This is a genomic window from Clostridium zhoujianii, from assembly GCF_051590805.1.
Lineage (GTDB): Bacteria > Bacillota > Clostridia > Clostridiales > Clostridiaceae > Clostridium.
The window spans coordinates 45,903-71,888 of record NZ_JBPUTF010000002.1; the positions used below are offsets into that span (position 1 = coordinate 45,903).

A 25,986-nucleotide genomic window follows, 5' to 3' on the forward strand; every position below is an offset into this window, starting at 1 on the left:
AATTATTTATACTATTTTTTTTGATATTATTACTAAGTCATAAATATCAACAATTCCGTCCTTATTTAAATCACATTCTTCATCATAATTATTATTTCCTTTAACAGTGTTATAGGCATTTGCTACTGATGCCAAATCAATAATATACGCTGGTGGTGGTATTATTTCATAGGCCTCCTCAACATATACCCAATATATTGGATTTGTTCCTGGTTCTATACCTTTTACTGAATACCAATTACACTTATACACTGCTCCGTTATATATAACTGTATTATTAGCATCTCTCATATCATAGGTTTTATTTGGATCATAGGTATTTGCCATTGGTTTTTTTCTATAATCTACGGTAACTGCACATTTAACACTTCTTGTAGCACCATTGCTATCAGTTACAGAATAAACAAGCTCATAAGTTCCCGGTACTCTAACGTTTACATTGCCTGTTACAACAACTTTATTTGTTATATCTCCATCCTCTTTATCAATAGCCTTTACCCCTGCCATTTTATCGAATTTTTCATTTACATAAGTAGTTATTTTTCTAACTCCAGAAATATTAGGTATTCCATTTCCCTTTGAATCGTATTCAACTATATCTGAATCGTATCCATAAAGACTTTGTCTTCCAAATGAAGTAGGTGATGATGGATATATCTTTTGTTCCATAGATAATCCTAAAACCCCTTCTATATTCTTTATATTTTGTTTAGTATCTAGGTTTAATACAATGGAGCTACCTGGTTCAATCAATCTATTGGTATATATATCACTCTTACTTAAATCTATTACATACTTACCATTTTCTTTAGTAATTAACTTATCAGTTAATGGATACTGAGCACCTACTATATCTATCCCATCTGTTTCTAAATATAACTTAGGATTCATAAGTGTTTTTGCCCTTTTTTCAACTGCTGATACAACCTCATCCTTTGTAGTTATAGTTCCTGTATTCTTCAAAGTTATTTTCAACTGGCCATTACCTTTACTTAGCCCAGCAATAGCAGGAGCAGCCTCAATTTTAGTATCAACATTAGCATTTGGTGCTGTAACAGTATATTTAGTTAATGCAACATCTCCATATAATGCTTGCTTTGTAGCTTTTGTTAATTCATCACGCTTAGTTGAAGTAGTTGCTTTATCCTGTGATGCCATCCATGCTATCATTCCACCTAAATTATTTTCCTTAACATATTTCACTTTTTCCTGAATAGATCTTACATTATCATAAGTGAAAAATGCTCCACTTTGTTCACTATATAGATATGGTGCCTTTGCTTCATCATCCCAGTATTCTTTAAGCCCAGGATATCTAGCTTTTAGAGAATCTAGTGCATTATATGACCATACACCAGTCATACGTCCACCTTCTCCATTTTTTATTGGAATCTCTGGATTTGCTCCTGTTGATGGTGTTCCATCTGCATCAACCGTAACTTTAGCAGCTGATCCAAATAACCCTGGTAAACTAGAAGAAGTACCTTCTTTACTTACTTTTTCCCATCCACGAGTATAGTAAGCTGCACCTATAACCACCTTGTTTGATGGTGCACCTTGTGATAAATAATATTTAACACTTTCATCTACTGAAAATCCTTTTTCTTTAAATGGATCATTCTTATCTGTATATAATCCTGCTTGATGTCCACTAATATTATCCCAAGCACCTCTCATGTCATAAGTCATAATATTTGCAAAATCAACTATATCAAATAACCTTTTTACATCTATTCCATCCTTAACTTTTTGAATAGGTGCTGGTAATGCAACTGTTAGTTCATAAGTCTTATTTAATTCTTTCCCTTGAGCATTTAATGCGTCCCTAATATCTTGCAATAATAAAATATAATTTTCCTTATCCTCTGGAATAGATTGTAGTGTACCTTCATCTCTTGAGTTATCACAAAGATCCGGCTCTCTAACTGCAGTAGGATATTCCCAGTCAAGATCAATAAAATCCATATTCGCATACTTAATAAAGTCACATAAATTTTTAGCAAAATTCTTTCTTGCCTGTGGATTCTTTGCTACAGCAGTAAATTCACCACACTTTGACCATCCTCCTAAAGATACTCCAATTTTTAAGTTTGGATTTACTATCTTTAACTCTTTAAATCCATTAAGTATCCCTGAGTTTGCTGTACCAGCCATTACTTCTGTTTCTGGTTTCCCTAATCCATGAGTCATTGATGCTTGTTCATCTGTCCACTTCAAACTGCCATCTGCATTGAAATCCATGAATGCAAAATTTAGGTGGGTTAATTGATCTGCTGGTATGTCCTGAGGATAAAAATTTCTTTGACCTCCCCAAACAGACCAATCACCATAATACATAACATTACGGTACTTTTGTGTTGATTCTACTTTTGTATCTATAGAACCTTTATCTTTTTGTGAATTAGCAGCACCTGCTGGAACTGCTGTTGTCATAAGTAGGGTTGCAAGTGTAGCACAAGCTACAAATGCTTTGAGATTTTTCTTAAATACTCTCCTTAACATAATTTTTATTCCCCCTTATTTATTCAAAATTATTTTATTAAACAAAGCTTTTCAATTTCTTGCTATTAGCCTGTCTATTAAAATAAATATTGGAATCACCCCACCACTGTATTAACATTTATTGTCTATAATGTAATTTTATACCTAGAATTTATTTAAATCAATTCTTATATTTTTATTTTTAAAAATTCTTATATAATATAAATTTTTCTATCAACTCTACATCTTTAAAATTATTTATACCTTAATATACATGTATATATTTTTTCACATCTACTAATTTAGAGATATAAACAACCATTTATATCTTTTGTTTAAAGTTATTTCCTATACATCCGATATATAAAGTAAGATTTAACACATAATTATGGGGGGATAACATGAACGAACAATGGATATTTGACGTAAAAAAAATACATAAGGTGAATTTTTTCACTATAGTCTTTATTGATTTGCTTATGATTTTAACTTGTATTAAAAATGTAGGTAAAACTACAACTTACTTTGATCTAATTCCTTTATTTTCAGTAATTATAGTTTCTACTATAGTATATTTAATTCCACTTAAAGACACAGCTAAAGCAATTTTCTTTAGTTTAGTTATAATACTTTCTAATTTTGGATCCTTTGCTTTAATAGAATTTAATCCAGCTTCTGTTTCTGCAGATACTATTGTATTTATAGCAGGTATAATGATATCAGCTATGTACTTTAAAAAAAATCTAATTTTGATAAGTGGAGTTGTTTTAAATCTATGTCTAATCACGGTATTTTTAATTAATCCTACAAGTATATTAGGTAGTAGCTACGAGCTTGCTAGCATATTAAATTTCCTTGCTATAATTAATGGAATTATTATTCTTATATACTTTTTAACTGATTGGGGTTCTAAACTAATTGGATCTGCAAATATAAAATCAGAAGAAAGTACTAAATTAGTTGAACAGCTAGATGAATTATTATCAACTATTAAAAATAACTCAAATCTTTTAGACACAAACATAACTAGTTTTACAAATGATCTTGTATCCATAAATGAAACTAGCTCAAATATTGATAAAGCCATGTCTCAAATAAACATAGGTATACAAGAATCAGCAAATAGCGTTACTAATATAACTGATAAAATGCATATCTCTAGTGATGCTGTACATAAAACTAAAGAAATATCAAATAGGGTTTCTGATATTGCTAAAGAGATGCAAGGTAAAGTAATTGAAGGATCTACAGAAATAACTTCCATGAATGAAACTATGAACACCATTCAAACAGCAGTTAGTATTTCTTTAAATACAGTAAATACTCTTAAAAACAGTATAGATAAAATAAATGAATCTCTACAAAGTATATCTAATATTGCAACACAAACAAATCTATTATCGTTAAATGCTAGCATTGAAGCTGCAAGGGCTGGAGAGCATGGTAGAGGTTTTGCTATAGTTGCAGAACAAGTTAAGAAACTTGCTGAAGAGAGTAGTTCAATTGTTAATTCTATAAATAGTATCATCGTAGAAGTTAATGATACTACTAATCAGGCTGTATCTAAAGTTTCCGAAGGAAATATTGCAGCTATTGAAGGAGCAACTATTGTTAATACAGTTTATGATAAATTCCGAAAAATAGAGGAATCTTTTGTTGAGATATCAGATCATTTGAATACAGAAAATTCTCTTATTACTTCTATAGCTGAAAACTTTATGCCTATCCAAATAGAGCTTGAAAGTGTAAGTAGTATAACTGAAGAGCATGCTGCTGCCACCGAAGAGGTTGAAGCTATAATAAATGAACAATCTTCAAATATAAATTCAATAACTAGCTCTATGGAAGAAATTCAAAAACTTAGTACAGCTTTAAAGAGTCTAGCAACTATAAAAAATTAAAAATAAGGTGTCCAATACATTTATGTACTGGACACCTTTACTTTTATCAAAGCTCTATAGTTTTCTTGACACCTTTACAATATCAAATATATCAACTATTCCGTCTTTATTAATATCACATCTTTCAACCCAACCTGATTCGCCTCTAAGCTTATTATAAGAATCAGCAACTTTAGCTACATCTTTTGCATCTACTACACCATCCATATTTATATCCTCATCAATATAGCCTGTCTTACCCTTATTCATTAATCTTATATTAGAATCTTTAACATATCCATATGTATTCCAATCATACTCACCAGCAAAAACTCCATTTGTCACTGGTGTTGTCCTTTCCGGATATATTTCATAACTACTTACTCCATTTATTATTTTTTTATTACCTGATACTAATGCTGCTACAGACCCAACATGACTTTGATTTGCTACTCTAGGTGCACTTGCAATGTTATATAATAATTGACCACTTTTATTTACTACCTTATTAGCTCCTGTATACATAACTAATTGATAGTTGTTATAATCCTTTGACTTAGACATATCTTTTCCTGACATCTCATAATCAGCCTGAAATGCATATCCTGAACCTTTAACTGACCAATATGGATCTGATGCATATTTTACATTTACACCTACATACTTATCACCTAAAAATCCACCATAATATCTCCAATCATTTGGATCTGAATATCCTTTAGATATATATCCTCTACTAAAATCTAAAATACTATCTTCTGGCTTTTTAAACCCACTTGCACTTGTAACGCTATCATCGTATGCTTTTAATCCAAATAGATTATTCTTTTCCATAGCCATTTGAGATGTTCCCCAGCCAGATTCATTAATAGCTACTCCTAATGCTAATAAGGCATTAACACCGTATTTATTCTGAGCTTCTATAAATGCTTGTCCCATTCCTCTTAACTTACTACTACTAATAGTATTATCTGCTATAAATTTATTTATTTCATCTGCAGTATAATTAGTCTTAGTTCTAAAAGGTAAATATTTATAATAGGCATAATAAGGTTCATCTTTATTTACTGATAAGCTTTTTGTTCCACTTTGAAGATCTCTTGTAAGATTTATTAGGCCAGTATGTATATTAGTTCCATCATAAAAATAGTTACTATCATAACTTAAATATTTTTTTCCTTCTTTTAAATAAGATGGTGCTACACCTATCATTGTTGTTGTATTGGGAGGACTACTAATACTTGTAGTAATTCTCTGCTTTAATATTCCAGATTCTACAAAGTAATAACAAGAATATTGAACATCAGTAATTGGTACCACTCGTAAATCACTATTACCATTCCTGGTTTTGTCTATATTCATCCAACCTTCATATCCAGCTACTAATACCTTAGCTTCCCTTTCTCTCTTTTCAATAATAGGTACTTCACTAATATAGCCATCATTTATATATGTGTACTCATTTCTTAGTTCTGAATCAGAATAAACCATAGAAAGTGAACTTTTTGTTCCAGTATAACCACTTTCATATTCTTTCCATACTCGTCCTATCTGTTCTGTAGCATAAGTAATTACTCCATCCCTATCAATAACAGATGGGGTAATTGATAAATCATCATTACCTTCCCTTAGCCTGTCCGCTTTTTCTACAGCTTCTTCATAGGAATTAGCTTTATCTACATAACTGTATGTCTTATTTCCTTTAGCAAGAATAACTTCGTACTCAGCCTTTGTCTTTTTAACAAGATAATCAAATTCCTTAGTTACTTCTTTAAATTTATCTGGCTGAAAACTACTCATTCTAGCTTTATTTAGCAAATAATTCTCTTCATCGCTCTTTACCAAATACTTTTTCTTTTCTGTAACAACTTTATAATCACTATCAATAGCTTGTACACTAATATACGGTAGTAGTAAAGATGTAATTAGCAAAATTATTAAAAACAATCTCTTCTTTTTCATATGCATAACCTCATTCTTTTTATCATTTCATAATTACTTTTATATTAAATCTTTTTCTTGCTTTTTTCAATCCGCTTGTCTAGTTTATTTGATATTTTTCGATAACTTTTATCTATTAATTCAAAAAAGCCCCAACCATTATGGATAAAGGCTTTTTTACTTAATATTATTTCATATATTTCTCAACTAATTCATAACATCGCTCCTTAGTAGTCTTTGCTAAAGCTCCTGTATACTCTACTTGTTCAAATGTTCCACCTTCATATTTTAATGATGCTTCTTTAGCCTTTTTATCCCTATCAGATATCCACTTTACTTCTTCATTCTCTAGCTTACTCATTTCTTCCTTAGATAAATCCTCTTTTAAAACACCATATATCTCGTTTAATGCCTTGTCCCATCTTGACCATTCTTCACTTACTGCTGCTTTCATCTCAATTGTATTTCCAGCATATAAATCTTTTAAATCAACTAATCCAACTTGAATATTATCCAGTTTTTCTTTATATGTATGTTTTTTACTTACATTTTTTATTTCTTTATCTTCCTTTAGCTTTTCATTTTTATTTTTACTGCTTTCCTCAATTTGATTATTCTCAATTTTAGTTTTATCCTCTTCTCCCTTATTGCTTACATCCTTATCACCACAGGCAACTAGTACCAAACATAGCAACACTCCTAATATAAATAATATTATTTTTTTCATCATTACCTCCATAATTTACTCAATTTGTAATATTATACTATAACCCTCTATCTTTTCTCTCAGTTTAATATTATATTTTTGAATATACACCTTTCTTTTTTGTCATATATCCAAGTATAATTACAAACCCTTTAGTTACAATAATCCCTCTCCTATTCCAATAGCTAGATGTATTGTTTGCATAAATAGTAAAAGTTTAGAATTTATAACTCTATTATCCCTGATACTATTCTTTTAATTACAACCTAATGTAAGAAGGCACCCCTCTCCAAGGAATAAGCATTAAATAAATAATTCAATAAAAAATAAAAGCTTGCAATAATGCAAGCTTTTATTCACAAAATATATTTAACTATTTAACTAATAAATCCGCTATATTTTCTTTTGTAAAACCTACTTCCAAATAAATATAGCACTACTCAGAAGACGTTTTATATCATTTACAGATCGCTACTATTTGAACTTTCTCTTTCTAGCAGCTTCTGACTTCTTCTTCTTCTTTATACTTGGCTTTTCATAATGTTCTCTTTTTTTAACTTCTGAAATAATTCCTGATCTTGAACATTGTCTCTTGAATCTCTTTAAAGCTTGCTCTAATGATTCATTTTCTTTTACTCTTACTTCTGACATTCTCTGTCACCCCCTCCAATTGCGTAAATTACAAAATAATTTACATCTGTAGGTTTAATTAACACAAGCTATATTATACAGTAATCATTAAATTACTGTCAATAATTTAGATGATATTATTTAGATTTCCCCTTACTATTATAACACTTTTTCTATTTAATTTATACATGTACCAACTTAAATGTGCTAACTTAATAGATATAAATAATCTTTTAGTAATATTAAGAATTTTACTACTTTTTATTTGTTAATTTTAACCATTTATTAGTGATTTAAATACAATTTTTTCTCTTACTCATTGTAACGGCTTCTTAATAATTCAATCTCTTTTGCATATCCATCAAGCTCATTTGGTGTCTCAAGGAAAAAAGGTAAATGACGTAACTTAGGATGATTAATTATTCTTGTAATTGCCTCAATTCCTAAGTAACCTTCGCCAATCTTTTCATGTCTATCCTTATGACTTTCAAAGGGATTCTTACTATCATTTAAGTGTATTGCACGTAATCTATCTAATCCAATTATCTCATCAAACTTATCTAGTACTCCATCTAAATCATTAACAATATCATAGCCTGCATCATATATATGGCATGTATCTAAACATACTCCCATATGCTCCTTTAACTCTACTCTATTAATAATTTCTGCTATTTCCTCAAAACTTCTCCCAACCTCTGTACCTTTTCCAGCCATAGTTTCTAATAATACGGTTGTTGTTTGTTCTGGCTTAATAACTGCATTTAGCATCTCTACAATATAATCTATTCCAACTTCTACTCCTTGTTTAACGTGACTTCCTGGATGAAAATTATATAAGCTATTTGGTAAATATTCCATTCTAATTAAATCATCCGCCATCATTTCCCAGGCAAAATTTCTTGTTTTTTCATCTGCTGAGCAGGCATTTAATGTATATGGCGCATGGGCTAATATTGTAGCAAAATTATTTTCCTTAATTATCTCTAAAAGACCTGCCACATCATTTTCATCTATATCCTTAGCCTTACCACCTCTTGGATTACGCGTAAAGAATTGAAAAGTGTTTGCCCCAATACTAAGTGCTTCTTTTCCCATATTTTTAAATCCTTTTGTTGTCGATAAATGACATCCTATATTCAACATCTGTATTTCCTCCATATCTATTCTAATAATTTAATATTACCTTTATAATTAGTTTTGACTTTAACTAAAATAATACTATAATATAATTAAATTGTACAATGGATAATTCTTATTATTTGAAATTCATTATTTTATTAAAATATAACTCAGGAGTGATACAGATGGAAACCTTATTTGATAAACTACCAAATGCTACAGACTTACTAGCAAAAAGAAATGAAAATAAAGAAAAGCTAATAGCAGAACAAACAGAAATAGTTATGAAGGAAATAGATAAGCTTACAACTGAAGAAAGAATAATCCTTGAATTTCCTATACTTGATGAACTAAGAAATGCACTATATAGGAAGGGCTACAATATCATTGTTAATGGAAATGAAAGTATTTTAAGCATTAGAGATCCCAAAGAAGACATGGATGATGAATGGACGACTTTTGACTGTGGCAATTAGTCATTATTACAATAACTAATCCAGATAGTTGATAAACAATAATAATTTTAAAAACTTATAGTATTAAGCTTTATATGCCTAATACTGTAAGTTTTTTTATTTTAATAAATTTTTCTTACAATAATTATACTACATATTGTAAGAATTCTTAGGATAACCTATACACATATAGCTTTAAAGGCGGTGAACATAAATGATAAAAATAAAAACTATGATTATAATAATTATTCTAATAACTTTTAATATACCAATTCCATCAATGGCTAGTGAAGAGACAGATTATTTAACTGAAATGAAACAAGATATTCTAACTCTCATGTTAGCTTATCCAGAATATATAGTTAGAGTTGAAAAAAAGAGTGATAATAAAGTTTATTGTATTATGAAATCAGGAACAAAAATTCTGTATGATGATAAAGTTAAAAAAAATAACGAAGAAAAATTATCTAATCCTGATCTTCAAGATATTTTAGAACAAAAATATCCCCTTAATAAAGTTAATGGACTCATGGAAAAATCCTTTGATCCAGGTAGAGCAAGAAGCTATGATATCTTAAATGAAGTATATGGATCTTCAAAAAAAACTATTGAAAAAAACTTAATAGCTTTAAAATGCGGATATACTAATTATCAATTTAATAAAAATAATAGTGCCAATACATCTCTCGAAGCTGCTTTAAATGAAGTTATTCCACTATCTAAAAACAGAAGTGATATAGCTAGTATTCTTTATCCAGCAAGTGGAACTTATAACTATAGAGTTATATCAGGAACAGGTAGACTAAGCCCTCATTCCTATGGAATAGCTATCGATTTAAAGAGTGATAAAAGAGACTATTGGAAATGGAGCTCCGAAGAACAGGGTAATAAAAGAATCTTGGAGTATCCAAATGAACTTGTTGAAGCCTTTGAAAAAAATAACTTTGTCTGGGGTGGTAAGTGGGGCCATTTTGATATTTTACATTTCGAGTATAGACCAGAAATAATATTAAAGGCCAAATACTTTGGTAATTGGAAAAGTGATAATAATTGGTATGATGGTGCTCCTATAAATGATGAGAATACCCAAAAGTATATTAATTTAATCGAAGAAGAATTAAAGTGAACTATTACTAACGAAAGAGGTAGAAATGATGTTGATATATAAACTCAAGAAAAATTTTTCTCCAACTCGTATTATACTTTTTTTATTAATATCCTTACTTTTTAATATTGTTAACCCAGTAATCGCTCTTGCCGATACTACTACTGAAGATGAATTGAAAAGTTTAGTCGGTAATATATTTATAACTAGAAATAAAGCAATACTATCTCAAGATTTAGACTCAATAGAAGCAATATATGACACTAACACAAAATGTGGTCAATGGGCTTTTGAGTATGAAGAAGCTAAGGTAAAATATATTAATAATTGGGCACAAAAGCAAGGAATAAAGTTTATAGATATAATTCCTAAATTGGTATTTAGAAAAATAAAAGTTGGAGAAAAGTCATCTTCTTTTAATATTATTTGCAATACAGAATATAAATACATTTATCTAGATCAACCTGGAAATATTAATAGTTCAAGGCTTGGCACCTACCATTCCCTTCAACTTTCAAAAAGCAATGAGGGATGGACTGTTACAAAGGAATGGTATACTGATCCCTTCGCAGATTCTTTAAAGTTAGAAAATATTAAAGTAGATGACATTAATGAATATATAAAATCACAACCTGCTAGAGATCTTTCTACTATTAATGAAAGGAGACTTGCTGCATTAAAGTATGCATCACAATATTGCGGTGCTGCTTCTGCTGAAGAAGATGGATATAAGTATAATAAAAAATATAGAGATTTTAACCCTGAAGGTGGAGATTGTGCAAACTTTGCCTCTCAAATATTACATGAGGGTGGAAAATTTAAAAGAAACTCCATATGGAATTATGAAAAAGGTAGTGCAACAGGACCTTGGGTAAATGCTGATAAATTTACTAACTATATGTTACATAGCGGAAGAGCTTCTGTAATTGCCAAAGGTAGTTATGAGCAAGTATATAAAGCATCATATAAGCTTCTTCCTGGTGACTTTGTAGCTTATGAAAAGAAAGGCGATATTACTCATATATCAACTATCACTGGTGCTGACTCTAAAGGATATTCCCTAGTAACATGTCATAATACAGACAGAAATAATGTTCCTTGGGATTTAGGTTGGAGTAATAAAAATATAAAGTTTTGGTTGGTTAGAGTCCACTATTAATTATAATATGATTCTTGTACTTTCTAATAAAATATGAAGTAATTAAAAAGGAGCTAAAATAATCTATAAGTCTCTATTTTAGCTCCGTTTATTAGTAACTATAGAAAGCTTATTAACAGCATTATATTTAAAATAGTTACTATTCCACCAATTATCCATAATATTATTTTTTCAGATAATTTATTTTTATACTCTCCCATAACCTTTTTAGACGATGTTAAATAAATTTGAGTGAAAATTGTTATAGGTAATTGTACACTTAATAACATCTGTGAATAAACTAAGCCTTTAAATGGATCACTAACAAAAAATATTACTACTAATGCACTAATTATCGTTATTAGAATTCCTGTTCTTGTTTTTTTATTCTTTACATTATAGGATTCTCCAAATAATCCTGCAAATATTGATCCGCCTGCCATTCCTGCTGTAATACTTGATGCGATTCCTGCAAATAACAAAGCTAATGCAAATACTACCGCTGCTCCATTTCCTAGCATTGGTCTTAACATTTCTTGTGCTTGCTGAAGCTCTGTAACTTCGATATTATTATTATAAAATGTTATTGCTACAATAACCATAGCGCTATTTATAACAAATCCTATTGCCATAGATAATATTGTATCTAAAAATTCATACTTTAATTGTCTCTCTATTACAGACTTATCTTCTAAGTTCCATTGTCTACTTTGAATTACTTCTGAATGTAAAAATAAGTTATGTGGCATAACAACTGCCCCTAATACACTCATTATTATTACCAAAGATCCTGTTGGAATTGATGGTATTACAAAACTTCTTGCTGCCTCACCCCAATTAACATTTACTAATGCCACTTCAAATATAAATGCTAAACCCACTATTGAAACAAATCCTATAATTACTTTTTCTATTTTCTTATATGAGTTTGAAAGTAACATAAATACTATAACAACTGATGAAAGTAATGCCCCAATTTTAATAGGAATATTAAATAACATTTGTAAGGCAATTGCTGATCCTAAAATCTCTACCATAGCAGTACTTATAGCTGCTAAAATTGCTGTACAAGTTATTATTCTTCCTAGTTTTGGCTGGATATACTCTGTTATCCCTTCTGATATACACAAGCCTGTAACTATCCCTAAATGAGCTGCATTATGTTGTAGCACAATTAGCATTATTGTTGATAAAGTAACCATCCAAAGTAATTTATATCCAAATGTAGATCCAGCTGCAATATTTGATGCCCAATTTCCTGGATCTATAAATCCTACAGTAACTAAAATTCCTGGTCCAAGATATTTTAAAAATTCTTTACCATTAAATTCCGACTTTTTTTTCTTTGATTTTAATAATATATTTTTCTTCATTATTGTATACATCTCCTTGTTACTATTATTATACAACAATAATTATTCATTAGTCTTCCTTTATTAATTTTCCTTTACAAGTATAATATGCAAAAAAGATGGTCACTGCTAATTTGCAATAACCATCTTTCTATATAATTTCTTTTATAATTTTATGCCATTTAACTCATTACATATATCATCTATTTCGTTGTAACTACTCGTTATATCTATAATACTATTATTAAGTTCATCTATTGCAGCAAAAATTTCTTCCATAGCAGTTGCCGTTGCCTCTACATTTTCACTGATATTATTCACTGAACTTAGTGTATTCTTCATAGTTGTTTCTAGCATTGTTGATTGTGATCCAACATTTTTTGAATAATTTAATACATTTGAAGTATTCTTATTAACATCTTTAAATAATTCTTTGACGTCCTTTGTATGCTCATTACATATCTCTATTGTCTTTTCCTCTCTTAATATCTCTTCTGCCACTATCTTTGTCTTATTAGATATATTATTTAATATTGATTCAACTTTATCAGTTGACATTTTTGAATCTTCAGCTAATTTTCTCACTTCTTCTGCAACAATAGCAAAGCCTCTTCCATGTTCCCCCGCTCTTGCGGCTTCTATTGATGCATTAAGAGCTAGTAAATTTGTTTGTTCCGATATTTTTGTAATACTATTAATTATCTGAACAATTTTTGTATTTTCATCACTTAGTTCATTTATCAATGATACTACACTCATAATATTTGTATTAACTTTATTCATTTCTGATGATAATACATCCACTTTATTATTACCCTTTAAAACAACACTTTCAGTTGATTTCGATAGTTCTTCCATTGTTTTAATAGCATTCGTAACTTCCTCTACCTTTTCCACTCCATTTTCTATTGAAGCTTTCATTTCCATCATTACATCCACTTCTTTGGTTGCATTATTTGCAACATCACTTGTAGAGCTAGTTATCTCTTCTGCTATTTGCCCTGTTACAGAAATTCCACTTTTTATTTTTTCATTAGTCAAGGTTAAAACTTTTATAGTATTATATATTTTTTCAAGTAATAGCTCGGCCTTGAATTTCGCTTCTTCAGTAGCCTTATGATTCTCCTCTAAATCTTTATAAATGCTTTTTGTTGTAATAGCATTTATTGATAATATAATTGATCCAGCTATTACATATAGAATATAAAATGCTAATTCATAGTACCCCACATAATTAAATAGAGAATCTTTATAGCTTATAAAAATACATACTATAAGTCCTATAGCCAAAACTGCTTCAATCACTAATACCTTTAAATCTTGGTATACTGACAATACTATAACTCCATAGTATATCAAAATAAAGTTAGCCCAACTTGGATCTGATACAAACATTATCCCTATAACAACTGTATACATTAATATTGTGTAATACATAGTTTGAATAATGAATTTCTTTTTTATTATAATGAAATCAATTACAATCAAAGGAATTGAAACCCCAATTAGTATTAATATAGCTTTCTGATCAACCTTTAAAATTATATCAAAAATCACCCTTAACACTACTGATAATATGAAGCCTAACAACATTATTTTATTCTTTAATTCTACATTTTTTTTATAGTCCATTACTGCTCCCCCTTGTTCATTCAATACTATATATTATTCGTAATATATATGTATAACTTTACCACTTTCAACAATATTCTTCTATATCTTATATGATATATTTTTTCCACTTGTAAATATACTTTTTATTACATATTTATATACTTTTTATTGAATATTGATATACAAATACTTACCCTTTATGGTATAGTTATCTATAAATGTATATATATATATAATTATATTAACTTTTTATGAATAATTATAACTATCTATATATTTAATAAGAAGATAAGGTGGACAACTAATGAACGTAAAAATCAAAGAGATTGGGTATTATACTCCGGAGACAAACTATTCTAACGACCATTTTTTAAAGCATTTTTCTAATCAAGGAATAGATATTTCCGGATTATTAAATGTCACTGGAAGAGATCAACGTTATATTTCTGAAGATTATCATGAAAATTCCTTAACTATGGCTATAGAAGCTTGTAAAAAAGTTATACAAAATGCAGATATCGATGTTAAAGATATAAATCAAGTTGTATTTGTATCTACCACACCTGAATATCTTTCTCCAACAAATGCTGTTAAAATTCATGAGGCTCTAGGTTTAGCTCAAAATGCAAATGCATATGATATGAATGGTAATTGTGCAGGAATGATAATAGCAATGGATCAAGTTTGTAGAACTATGCAAAGTAATAATAGGATTAAGTATAGTTTACTTGTAGGCTCTGATTTATTGATAAGATATTCAAGAAGATCAGAAGCTATTACTTATGCTAATTTTGGTGAATCTGCATGTGCTGTTTTACTTGAGAATACTGAAGATGACCAATCAAATTTCATAGATAGCTCATCCTACGTTGATAGCTCATTAAGCTGCTATATAAACTTCCCTCCTGCTGGTTTCTCTAAGGTATTGCCAATAGATGAAGAGACTGCAAAAGATAATAGAATAATAGAATGGATAGATTTTAATACTGATGAAGCATTCGCAAGTTCAGTTGATTCAATAAATGAAATATTAGGTAGAAACAACCTAACAAAAAATGATGTGAAATTATATTGTTTATCTCAATTTGCAAAGAAAAATATTGATATGATAAGAGAATCATTAGAAGAGCCAGAACACAAATTTCCTTTCGTAGGTGATAGATTTGGGTATACAGGTGTTACAAGCCCATTTATGGCTTTAGCAGATTCTGTATCAAAAGGTGAATTAAAACGAGGAGACCATGTAATTTTATGGACTGTTGGAGCTGGAGTAGTTGCTTCATGTGTACTACTTAGATATTAATATCAAAATAAATCATCTCACATAGTCATAATTCTAAATGGTGTACTAGCCTTTCTATATAGATTTGTGCCATAATATTTTTAATGTTTAAATATCGCAAAAAAGCTGTAGTTTTATCTACAGCTTTATAATAATCTAAAATTATCCCTTTCTATAATCTTATAGAATTCTAATAAGTCTCTTTATTAAATAAGAATAAAACCTTATCTTTATATTCTTAGAAAATCCTCTATTTTTTTATTTCTATCACATTATTTATAAGAGCTTTGCATCTTCCACAAACAGTTCCAGCTCCAGTGATTTCTCCAACCTCTTCTGCTGTATCTGCTCCATTTTTCACTGCACTAACTACATCCTCAAGAGAAACATTCTTACATCCACATACAGATGCTAATATTTTTTCTATTTCTAATTCACATCTTCCACAGCCAGTAGAAGCTCCTGTCATCTCTTTTATTTCCTCTAATGTACGTGCTCCTGAAATCATAGCCTTTCTTATTGTTACATAATCAACATTTTTACAATGACATACTATTCTATTACCTGACATTATTAATTTCCTCCGTTTATCTATTAATTTATAATGATTATTCTATAGTATTTATTATCATAAATCAATTAATTTATGATCAGTTTATAATATTATAAACTGATCTTCTATTTTGCTCTTTATTACCTAGTCAATAAGATGCACATCTTGACTCATTAACTAATCCTCTTTTTCGTGGATTTGTTTACTTAATGTAATAGTCTTTATTTTAACCTATATAAATATCCTATAGTAGTCTCTTCAAAGAGTCTACCATAGGATATTTAAACTTATCTAGCCTATCTAATTACTAATAAATCCTCTAGCTTACCTATTCTTTTTTTTCTTACCAAATAATAATGCAACGCCTGCTACAGCTGCTACTCCAAGGTAACCTAATACCCCTGTATCACCAGTCTTTAAGTTTCCTTCTGTTACTGAATCTTCTTCATCTGAGTTTTCTGTTTCTTCAGAACCTGATCCATCTTCTGTTCCTGGTTTATCTGTTTCTTCAGATGCTAGTTGAGCTAATATCTTATTTATTTCAGCTGAATTATCTAACTTATTACTTACTCTTATTTCTATATAAGTCTCATCATTATATCTAAATAATCCTGCCTTTTTTGTAAGCTTTATCTTATATATTTTAGAATTATTTTCTTCACGAATCTCTTCTAATACAGGTGATAAATCTTTTAGACCTTCTAATAATCTTTCTACTTCACTAGCAGTTACATTCTTAACCTCAAACTCTAGCGGTGAATTTTCTTCACCTGTTCCAGTACCAGCTATTGGTAATAATAGGTTAGTATCAATTACATCCTTAATGTATGATGGTAATTTATCATCTTTTGCAAAGTCTATTATATCTATTGTTATGCTATCTGTTTTGTTACTTCCATCTTTAGTTGATGCTGTTACAGTAACTTTACCTTCAGCTTTTGCAACTATCTTCGCTTCATTTCCAACTATCTCTAAGGATGCTAGACTTTCATTATCTATAGTCCAATCTATATCTTTTATATCAGCTTGTTCATTTATTGTTGCGCTTATAATCTTTGTATTTTCCAAATACATTTTATTATTATTTTTATTATTTATAGTTATACTTTCTGCTAATACTATATCTTTTTTAACAGTTACGGTTATCTCCTTAGTTACTGTTGCTCCTTCACTATCAGATACACTATATTTAACCTTATATTGGCCTTCTTTATTTGAATTAACATTATTGTATACAACTTTAATACTCGATGTTATATTCTCATCTTCGTAATCATATGCCGATACCCCTTCTAGAGGATTAAATTCATCCCCTAATCTGATAATCTTATCATTTGCTTTTATTTCTGGAACATGATTTATTTGCTCCATCTTTTGAAGTACTACTACAGTTATTTCTTTAGTTGTAGTTGCACCTTTACTATCTGTAACACTATATTTAACTGTATATACTCCTGCTTTTGATGTATCAACATTATTCTCTATAACCTTTATTTCTGATGTTAAGTTACCATCTTCTTTATCCTCAGCAGTTACATCTTTTAAGGCCACAGTATCATCGAATTTGTCTCCAACAAATATAGTCTTATTATTTGCTTCTATCTTTGGCGCACTATTTATTAAACTAAACTTCGGATTTACAGTTACTGTTATTGTCTTTATAGCCTTAGCACCTTGACTATCCACTACCATATATGTAACTGTATATACTCCTGCTTTATCTGTCTTTACATTGTTTTCAACTACTTCAATTTTTAATGTTGAATCATCATCTTCCTTATCAGTTGCAGTAACTCCATCTAGTGGATCGAAATTATCACCTACTTTTATAGTTTTATCAGTAGCATTTATTTTTGGTATACTATTTATTATTTCTGACTTTGGATTTACAGTTACTGTTATTGTTTTTGTTACTTTAGCTCCCTTACTATCTGTTACACTATAAGTCACTGTATATCTTCCTGGTGTTTTAGTATCAACATTATTTTGTACAACCTCTATTGCATGTGTTAATTCAAGCTCCTCTTTATCAGTTGCAGTTACACCTTCTCTTGGATCAAATGAATCTCCTACTGTTATAGTTTTATCTTCTGCATGAATTTCTGGCGCTCTATTTATAATACTAAACTTCGGATTTACAACTACCTTACTTATAGCTCTAGTAGTTTTACCTGCACTGTCAGTTGCACTATAAGAAACTTGGTATGTTCCTACAATTTTTGTATTAACATTACTTTCAACTCTTAATTCAATATTTTCATCTTCATCCTTTACCTCAACTCCTGCCCTTGGATCAAAGAAATCTCCAACAGCTAACTTATGATCTTTAACCCCTGTAATAACTGGAGCTGAATTTGCTAATATAGTTAACTTTACTTCTTTTTTACCTATATTTCCATATCTATCTGTAGCTTTATATGTTAAGACATAATCAGTATCTTCTTCTGGATCAAAGTTAATTTCTTCATTCGCTGATACCTCAACCTCTATGTTTCTACCCTTTGCATCCATTGCCTTAACATCATCAAGAGGTTTAAATTCTTCTCCTGATCTTAATATTATGTCTTCTAAATCAGAACCATCTTTTTTAGTGATTCTTGGTGCATCTGTAACAGCATCTTCCTTAACATTTACTTGAACTTCTATAGCTTCAGACTTAGCATTATACTTATCAACTGCAACACAACTTAATTGATAAATACCTGGTATAGTTCCAACAAATTCAGCAATTGCCTCACCTTTATTATCAAGTTTAACTTCTAATCTTAGTCCATCAGTTCCATCATTATCATTTAAAGTCAAACCTAATTCATCAGCAGTTAACTTTAGTGTTTCTCCCTCTAATATCTCTATGTACTTACCATTTGAGCTTATAGTTGGAGCTGCATTCATAACAATTGTGTGATCTTTATCATAAGTTACACCAATCTTATTATATTCCTTATTTGTGTTAGTTACATACTTATAGCTATTTTCATTATTTGGAATTACTTTAAATGTTGGTGCATCACCATCAGCTTTTTCAGTATTCTCATTAGCCTTAACATCTAATTCAAATATATCAATCTTATCACCGATCTTAGGTAAAGAGCTATCTGATGTTATAAGAACATCAATAGTATTTTTCTCTTCATTATATGTGTAATCTGTAATTACATTGCTAGTTCCATTTATACCATTTACTCTTGATTCTACTTCTGGCTTAACTAGATCTGTAATACTATTTTCACCATCTATTAACTTTGCTCCATCTAGCTTAATACTAAATTGCATAGATTTTGCTATATCTTTTACATTATCGATAGCAACCTTAACTGTATCACTATCCTTTTGTTCTACTAATAACTTTAAACTATTTTCTAAATCAGTATTTTTTTTATTAGAAATTGAAGATCCTGCATAAGCAATAGCTGCTGTTGATGATAATACCAAAGTAGATACTACTGCAGTCTTTACTGATTTTTTCATCTTTTTCATATACTTCTCCTTTCCTTTATTGGCCACTGCCTCCCTAAAGAGACAGCACCTTTGTTAACTTAATTATCTATTCTTTATCATATGTCCCATCATGTTACTATCTATTTCAAATACTTTGTCATAAGAAGATCCTAGAGTTCTTCCAGTACCACCCTTTAAATCTATAGATGGTAAATCCTTAAGATCAGTTGGTAGCTCTACATAGAATGTATCACTTACCAATCTTTCACCTACAGGTCTTCCTTGTGCATCTAATTTGTTAAATCTCTTTAACTCAGCTTTTATTAAAGTCCCTTCAATGTTGTTTTCTCCATCAAATTCTCCACCTGAAATCGTACCTTGCTGTTCTGGAGTAATCCAATATATCCAAGTTCCTTCTGCAACTTCACCAAGTTCTGAGTTTTCTGGTAAATTAGCTAATAATACAGCTTGAGCTTGTAGTGCAAAGTTTCCGCCATTTTCATTTATTATTAATGGTACATTAAAAGCAGGATCCCCTTTGTATTCTCCAGTTACTATAATTGAACCTGCTGGAATTGATTTACCCTCAGCATATTCATAACTAGTCTTTAATCTTCCTACTCCATTTCTATAAACTTGATCACCATTGTCTGATCCAATTTCGATATTGTCACCTTGTGGTCCTAATATATCAAGTTCTGCTATAGATATAGTATCAACCCCTCTAGTTGTTGAAGTTAATCTTACATATTGAGCATCGTATGACCATAATTGGCTATTATCAGAACTTCCTGCTTCATTGAAGTATATTGTATTTTCCTTTGTAATATCAAATTTCCCTGAATGAGCTTTAGTCCAATTCTTACCATCTTTACTTACATGAACTTCGTAATTGCTAATTGGTTCATAAGTAGTTTCATCACCCTTCTTGAATAAGTTCTTTAATGAGAACTTCTTAGCTTGTGACTTAGCTGGAGTATACTTAAGTCCTACAACCTGCTTATTTCTTCCCATATCAACTGTAACATAAGGATTTCCATTTACTATGTTACCATTCATATCAGTTGTTTTTGACCCATTGTACACTGTTGATGAATCATTATCTTTTATATTGTTTATTGATCCGCTTTGTACTTGTCCATGCCCAGTATTTTCATTTGAAACATCATCATTACTTCTTGTATTTGTATCAAACTTCCATTCATCTTTAGCGATACTTCCATCATGAGTAACCTTAACTGTTCCAATTTCAGTTATACTAGTAACATTTAAGTTATAATCATATGCTTTTACTTTGTATCCTATTGTTCTGTTATTTAATGTATCTAATACATCTACATATTCAGTAATATCATTTTCTCTATCTCTTTCAACAAACCCAGATTCAGTTGTTTCAACACCATCAGTTGTTTCTATTGTTCTTATGATTTCATATCCTAAAATCTTATCAGAATCTTGATTTACCCCTAGGCTTAATGGCACTTCTTTTTGATTTAAGTAACTTCCATTACCTATCTCATTTCCCTTCTTATCTGTTCCAAAAGTAGCATTAACCTTTGTACCTTCATTCATAGTTACTCTACTCATATCATTATTTTGTATAGCATCTATTCTTCTTCTTCTAGCGTAGTCATTTAAGTAATAGATTGCTCTAGTTTCCTTAGGATAGTTCTTGCTGTCTAAGTATGCATTAGTCTTAGGACTAGCAACCAATCCCCATTTCTTAAAGAATTCTCTTAAATCCTTACCAGCTGCATCAGATGCTCTCATAATAAATGTTTGAGCAGTTCTATCATGTCCTACCTCGCTATCTGCTGCTTTTTTATATCTTGCTTCCCTGTATAACTTAGCGTAGATAGTATCATTCTCTAAATCCTCATAATTATTTATTTCTAACATTTTGTAAGTATTATCATCATCGTAAGCTAAATGTAATTGCCAGAACATCGCAAGTCTTGCTAGGCCGTCACTGGCTAAACCTTCACTTCCTGAAGTTACTTTCTTATAGGCTTTATCCATAACAGGTTCAACTCTTGACTCACTAGTATCATTAAAAGTCTGGCTTATTAATGCTAAAATATTGTTTGTAGTTTCTGCATAAGTTAAACCATCCCTATCATGAACATGTCCAATTTCATGGTTAATACCCCAGCCAAATAGATTTCCTTCTTCTGGATTTAATAAGTTTCCATTATCATCAAATTTAAATGGAACTCCTGTCATCATTCCTGGAACTGATCCATATCCTATACCAACATGATGCCCTGACGCATACATAAATGCCCCTGTAAACATTCTTTGATATTTAATATTGATTCTATTTCTAGGTGCTCTGTTTTCATTGAAATATGTACTTTCACCCTTTCCACCTAGCTTTTCTTGAGGAGTATTATCTATTATTCCATTACCATCAAAATCTATTGGATTTTCAAGTAATCCTTGTTGTGCATAAGATACCTTCATTAATTGTTCCCAAGCAAGTAATGTATCATATACTCTATTTACTTGTGCCTCTTCATTTCCAACTATACCTGATTCAATACCATTAAGTACTTGATTTGCAGCAAGTGAAAGTGTAATTCTTTCACCTTCTATTTCTGTACTGTTCAATATTGAAGTTTCTGGATCATATGAATAAATGTTATTAGCTTTATCTTCTGAAGTTACTGTTTCTGGATATCTATCAGGTAAAGTGCCTACATAAGTTTTTAATTCTCTTATATAGGTTCTAATAGCATCCTTAACTTCAATTTCCTTAGAAGCATCATCTATCATGTTATTAAGATTTAAGTGTGGTATTTCAGTTCCTCCACTTACCCTAACTCTTACATCTTGTACTTCATTATAATTTGATGCGAAATTGATATATAAGTTTCCACCTTTTTCATAATTCATATCAAATGGTGATTCTGGAATAGTTATAACATTTTTACCTACTTTTAATGGTATATTGTTAGCTATCATATAGGTTCCTGATTCACCATAATGCTGAGTTACACCAAGGTTGAATGTTGTATCCTTCCTATTTGATCCCACATAAATAGTTACTTCATCACCAGGTCTTGCTGCAACACCTAAAGCTTGCCAGTTATTGCTTTGACCTATTGTATTTCCTTGGTTTCTTATTTGTGAATCAAGGCTTACTATCCTATCTTTTATGTTAACATCTTCATATAAATTCTGAGCTCTCTCAATATTTTCAAGAAGGATTTCTCTATTTGGATGATATTCCATAGATCCTGAGTCAATTGTATTTGCACGAGTTCGAAGCTCATCTATCCTCTCTTGAGTAACATCTTCTTTTAACTCTAGCATTAAATCATCTGCAAATAAGTTATCTACATCATTTTCTAAACTATCATATTCATAGAATTTAATCTCACTTATACTTGAACGAGCTACATTTCCATATGACGGATTAATTCTTAAGGCAGTTTGAATCTTACTTGTTGTTACAGGTTCTGGAAGTTTAACTTCATAGTACTTTGATCCATTGTCTACTTTTTGAATATATGTAGCATTTACATTAACAAACTCATTTTTCCCAGAATCAAAATATCTTACTGGTACGTAGTCAAATACATCTCCTACTGCATATCCTCCATCAAGACGCGTCACTATCCTTATAGTATCCATTGTATATTCTTTATCAAAAGTAACTAGTGGCCCTGAACTATGACTTGAGTTCCAGGTGAAGGATGTCCAATATGTAGTATGATCATTATCTACAATGGCATATTTGTTTTCCATTCCATTTGGATGTTCTGTAGGATCAACTCTACCATATTCAATATCTACTATATGTGAAGATGGTATCTCACCTTCTGTTGGTTTATTTATCAACTTATAATTTGTCATTTTAGGAGGATTAATTCCCTCTGTAGATCCTATATAAGTTTTAGATAATCCACCAGTTCCATGATGGTTTGTTGCTGTCATCATTATTTCATATGTTGCTTTATCTTCTAAACCATTGATTCTGTAACTTGTACCTCTTATTAACTCATCATGATCTTTCTTTTCTTCTGGAGATAGATCCTTTACTCCATCTGGTATATCATTATTAGGATCAGTATCTACATAATCCTTATTATTATCATTAGCCTTTATCCATGCCCCAGATCCAACTTTCCTGTAGTAAAGATCATAGTCTTTTGCTTTTTTATGTGCTTTCCAACTAACCTCAAGACTTTTATACTTTCCTGTTATTTTAACTCCCTCTGGTCCTTCTGGTGCTGTTTCTGGAACTACCTGAACTTCTATAATAGAGTCAGCTCCATAAGCGTTTGCATTTTCAACACCTTCAGCTGCACTATCTGATAATATTCCTGACTTTGAATCCCACCCTTGTGGATTATAATTCTTATCCACGTTATCTGGAATTCCATCTTTATCATTTGAATTATTTGTTAAGTTAGTGCTTCCTTTTGCATCAGCAATATAATCATCTTGTTCATCCTTGTATCCACTCTTCCATTCGTCTCCACTTAAGGATTGAATACTTATTCTATATATACCGTATGGATCAACTTTTTCGATTTTAAAACTATTTTCACTTGTCTTATAGTAGCTTACTTTACCATTAGCTTTTACTTCTTCAACCTTTATTTCATATCCTGTTACATTTGGTTGATGCTCCCACTCTAAATACATATGTTCATTACCAACGGCTGTTGCACTAGTAAATTTACTTATTACTGGAATATTCATCTTAGGCTTTGGCATTTCACTGTAAACATTATTTAAAAAATCTACTTGTGCTATTTCAGCTAGGTTCTTGTTATTTCTGCCACTTGTTACATTTAAAGTAATTTGACTTACTGCCACTTGCTTTCCTAGGTCTATTACTATTTCATCTATAGCTTGACCATCAGCAGTTCTATACTTTGTTCTTGTTGAATTCTTCTCATTAAATTCAACAACTATGTCTTGACCACTTTCCCCAGCCTTAGGAATAACAACATTTCCTGTTCCTGGTGCCGTTTCACTTGGGGCTTTTATTACTACCTTTTCTACCTTTCCACCTTCTCCAGAAGAATATGTAGCTGAACCTGTTAAGTCAATTGGTACTGATATTGGATTATCCTTACTTAAGGCTACTCCATCTTTAGTTTCAAAGGTTACAGTATTACCATTATCTTTTAATATATCCTTTATGTCTGCACCCTTAACTTCTACAGTATCTGCAACTTCTATAGATACATTCTCAGGATTTATAATAACATCTGTATCTTGAATTATTGCTTCCTTCTTTTCCTTATTCATATTTTGATGTACATAAGTTAAATCTGTAATGTCAACTTGTCCATCTCTATTTAAATCAAAGTTACTACCAACTTTAGCTTCTACAGAACTACTCTTTATTTCATTTTTTAAAGCTTCGTAATCTAGCTCATTTACAGCAGCTTCATCATTTATATTACCTGCTAAGAATACTCCTGGATAAACCTCTGTAATATCATCAGAAGCATCTTTTGTTCCCTTATTATCAATAGCTATTTTCTTTTCACTAGTTCCCATTAAAATTCTTTTTGATGACTTCAGAATTTCTATACCATCTACATTTGCAGTATCATATCCTGCCCCTTTTATTTTCAACGAGTATATTCCTAGGGGAAGATTATTGAAAGTTAAGTGATAGAAGTCTAAATTTTCTGCTCCGTCTTCTAATTTACTTCTTTTATGATCTAGTGCTTCTAAAGTATATTTTATATTTGAATTTAACTCACCAGATGTATTATCACTTCCAAGTTTAACAGTTTCAGTAACGCCATCTTCATTTGTTAACTCTACTGATATATTTGTTGTATTCATATCAGTAACCCTTATAGGCATAGAGAAGTTTAAATCTAACTCTAACTTACCAGTTGGTGTATAGTTATCTTTAACAGCCACTGTACTTTCTTTTTCTGTCTTAATAACTTCTTCTTTTTCTATTGTCGAATTTTCTTCTAATTCATTTTTTTCTGTTTCTTTTACAATATCCTTATTGATATTATTCATTTCATGCGACGTATCTTCATTAATAACATTAGCTTCTTGAATGCTATTAATATCCTTTGCAAATGCAACACTCTGCATTTGACTTGCTATCAAGGTTGCAGCAAGTGTAGTTGATATTTTTCGTTTCATTCTTCAGGTCTCCTTTTCAAGTTTAATGATTTATGTAATTAAATTTAAATTTAATTAAATTTAATAACTTTTTTTTACATATTATTTCAGCATTTATTATTATAACTTGGTTTTTTTCTTTTTTCATCTATTTTATTTACTTTATAATCCTTTTTTA

Annotated in this window: 14 protein-coding genes and 1 pseudogene; 5 read left to right on the forward strand and 10 right to left on the reverse strand. The window is 30.2% G+C overall.

Features of this window, described 5'->3' with window-relative positions; genetic code table 11:
- Positions 1-6 precede the first annotated feature (6 nt).
- Positions 7-2,502, reverse strand: a complete 2,496-nt coding sequence (locus ACSYT2_RS13865) for a glycosyl hydrolase family 18 protein (protein WP_430856738.1) — start codon at positions 2,500-2,502, stop codon at positions 7-9.
- 1,127 nt (positions 2,503-3,629) lie between these two features.
- On the opposite strand from ACSYT2_RS13865, the pseudogene ACSYT2_RS13870 reads away from it, so the two are divergent.
- Positions 3,630-4,280: pseudogene (locus ACSYT2_RS13870) on the forward strand (methyl-accepting chemotaxis protein); the annotation flags it as partial.
- Between the two features lie 156 nt (positions 4,281-4,436).
- Here ACSYT2_RS13870 and ACSYT2_RS13875 read toward each other — a convergent pair.
- The 4 genes from ACSYT2_RS13875 to ACSYT2_RS13890 all read right to left on the reverse strand — a co-directional run bounded on the left by ACSYT2_RS13875 (position 4,437) and on the right by ACSYT2_RS13890 (position 8,784).
- Positions 4,437-6,323 carry a glucosaminidase domain-containing protein gene (locus ACSYT2_RS13875; RefSeq protein ID WP_438385040.1) on the reverse strand — a complete coding sequence of 629 codons (1,887 nt, stop codon included), beginning with the start codon at positions 6,321-6,323 and terminating at the stop codon, positions 4,437-4,439.
- A gap of 166 nt (positions 6,324-6,489) precedes the next feature.
- Positions 6,490-7,029, reverse strand: a complete 540-nt coding sequence (locus ACSYT2_RS13880) for a lysozyme inhibitor LprI family protein (protein ID WP_438385041.1) — start codon at positions 7,027-7,029, stop codon at positions 6,490-6,492.
- Between the two features lie 453 nt (positions 7,030-7,482).
- Positions 7,483-7,659, reverse strand: a complete 177-nt coding sequence (rpsU, locus tag ACSYT2_RS13885) for a 30S ribosomal protein S21 (RefSeq protein ID WP_430856742.1) — start codon at positions 7,657-7,659, stop codon at positions 7,483-7,485.
- A gap of 291 nt (positions 7,660-7,950) precedes the next feature.
- Positions 7,951-8,784 (reverse strand): deoxyribonuclease IV, encoded by an 834-nt coding sequence (locus tag ACSYT2_RS13890; RefSeq protein ID WP_430856743.1) that lies wholly within the window; start codon positions 8,782-8,784, stop codon positions 7,951-7,953.
- A gap of 161 nt (positions 8,785-8,945) precedes the next feature.
- Here ACSYT2_RS13890 and ACSYT2_RS13895 point away from each other — a divergent pair, with 161 nt between their 5' ends.
- The 3 genes from ACSYT2_RS13895 to ACSYT2_RS13905 all read left to right on the forward strand — a co-directional run bounded on the left by ACSYT2_RS13895 (position 8,946) and on the right by ACSYT2_RS13905 (position 11,479).
- Complete coding sequence (locus ACSYT2_RS13895) at positions 8,946-9,236, forward strand: hypothetical protein (protein ID WP_430856744.1); 291 nt, start codon at positions 8,946-8,948, stop codon at positions 9,234-9,236.
- A 193-nt stretch (positions 9,237-9,429) separates the two neighbouring features.
- Positions 9,430-10,341 carry a M15 family metallopeptidase gene (locus ACSYT2_RS13900; protein WP_430856745.1) on the forward strand — a complete coding sequence of 304 codons (912 nt, stop codon included), beginning with the start codon at positions 9,430-9,432 and terminating at the stop codon, positions 10,339-10,341.
- 28 nt (positions 10,342-10,369) lie between these two features.
- A complete protein-coding gene (locus tag ACSYT2_RS13905; protein ID WP_430857044.1) occupies positions 10,370-11,479 on the forward strand; it encodes an amidase domain-containing protein in 1,110 nt (369 codons plus the stop codon).
- A gap of 98 nt (positions 11,480-11,577) precedes the next feature.
- On the opposite strand, the gene ACSYT2_RS13910 is transcribed toward ACSYT2_RS13905, so the two are convergent.
- Together ACSYT2_RS13910 and ACSYT2_RS13915 are read right to left on the reverse strand one after the other, a co-directional pair.
- Positions 11,578-12,831 (reverse strand): Nramp family divalent metal transporter, encoded by a 1,254-nt coding sequence (locus ACSYT2_RS13910; RefSeq protein ID WP_438385042.1) that lies wholly within the window; start codon positions 12,829-12,831, stop codon positions 11,578-11,580.
- Between the two features lie 144 nt (positions 12,832-12,975).
- Entirely contained in the window at positions 12,976-14,442 is a 1,467-nt protein-coding gene (locus ACSYT2_RS13915) for a methyl-accepting chemotaxis protein (RefSeq protein WP_430856747.1), read from the reverse strand.
- 286 nt (positions 14,443-14,728) lie between these two features.
- Between ACSYT2_RS13915 and ACSYT2_RS13920 the strand changes: the two genes are divergently transcribed.
- The gene (locus ACSYT2_RS13920) at positions 14,729-15,727 is read left to right on the forward strand and encodes a 3-oxoacyl-[acyl-carrier-protein] synthase III C-terminal domain-containing protein (protein ID WP_430856748.1); all 999 of its coding nucleotides are present in this window, start codon (positions 14,729-14,731) and stop codon (positions 15,725-15,727) included.
- A 229-nt stretch (positions 15,728-15,956) separates the two neighbouring features.
- Here the strand turns inward: ACSYT2_RS13920 and ACSYT2_RS13925 are convergent, their stop codons facing one another.
- The 3 genes from ACSYT2_RS13925 to ACSYT2_RS13935 all read right to left on the reverse strand — a co-directional run bounded on the left by ACSYT2_RS13925 (position 15,957) and on the right by ACSYT2_RS13935 (position 25,829).
- Complete coding sequence (locus tag ACSYT2_RS13925; RefSeq protein WP_430856749.1) at positions 15,957-16,277, reverse strand: (2Fe-2S)-binding protein; 321 nt, start codon at positions 16,275-16,277, stop codon at positions 15,957-15,959.
- A gap of 306 nt (positions 16,278-16,583) precedes the next feature.
- Positions 16,584-19,736 (reverse strand): immunoglobulin-like domain-containing protein, encoded by a 3,153-nt coding sequence (locus tag ACSYT2_RS13930; protein ID WP_438385043.1) that lies wholly within the window; start codon positions 19,734-19,736, stop codon positions 16,584-16,586.
- A 63-nt stretch (positions 19,737-19,799) separates the two neighbouring features.
- A complete protein-coding gene (locus ACSYT2_RS13935) occupies positions 19,800-25,829 on the reverse strand; it encodes a M60 family metallopeptidase (RefSeq protein ID WP_438385044.1) in 6,030 nt (2,009 codons plus the stop codon).
- Between the last annotated feature and the right edge of the window lie 157 nt (positions 25,830-25,986).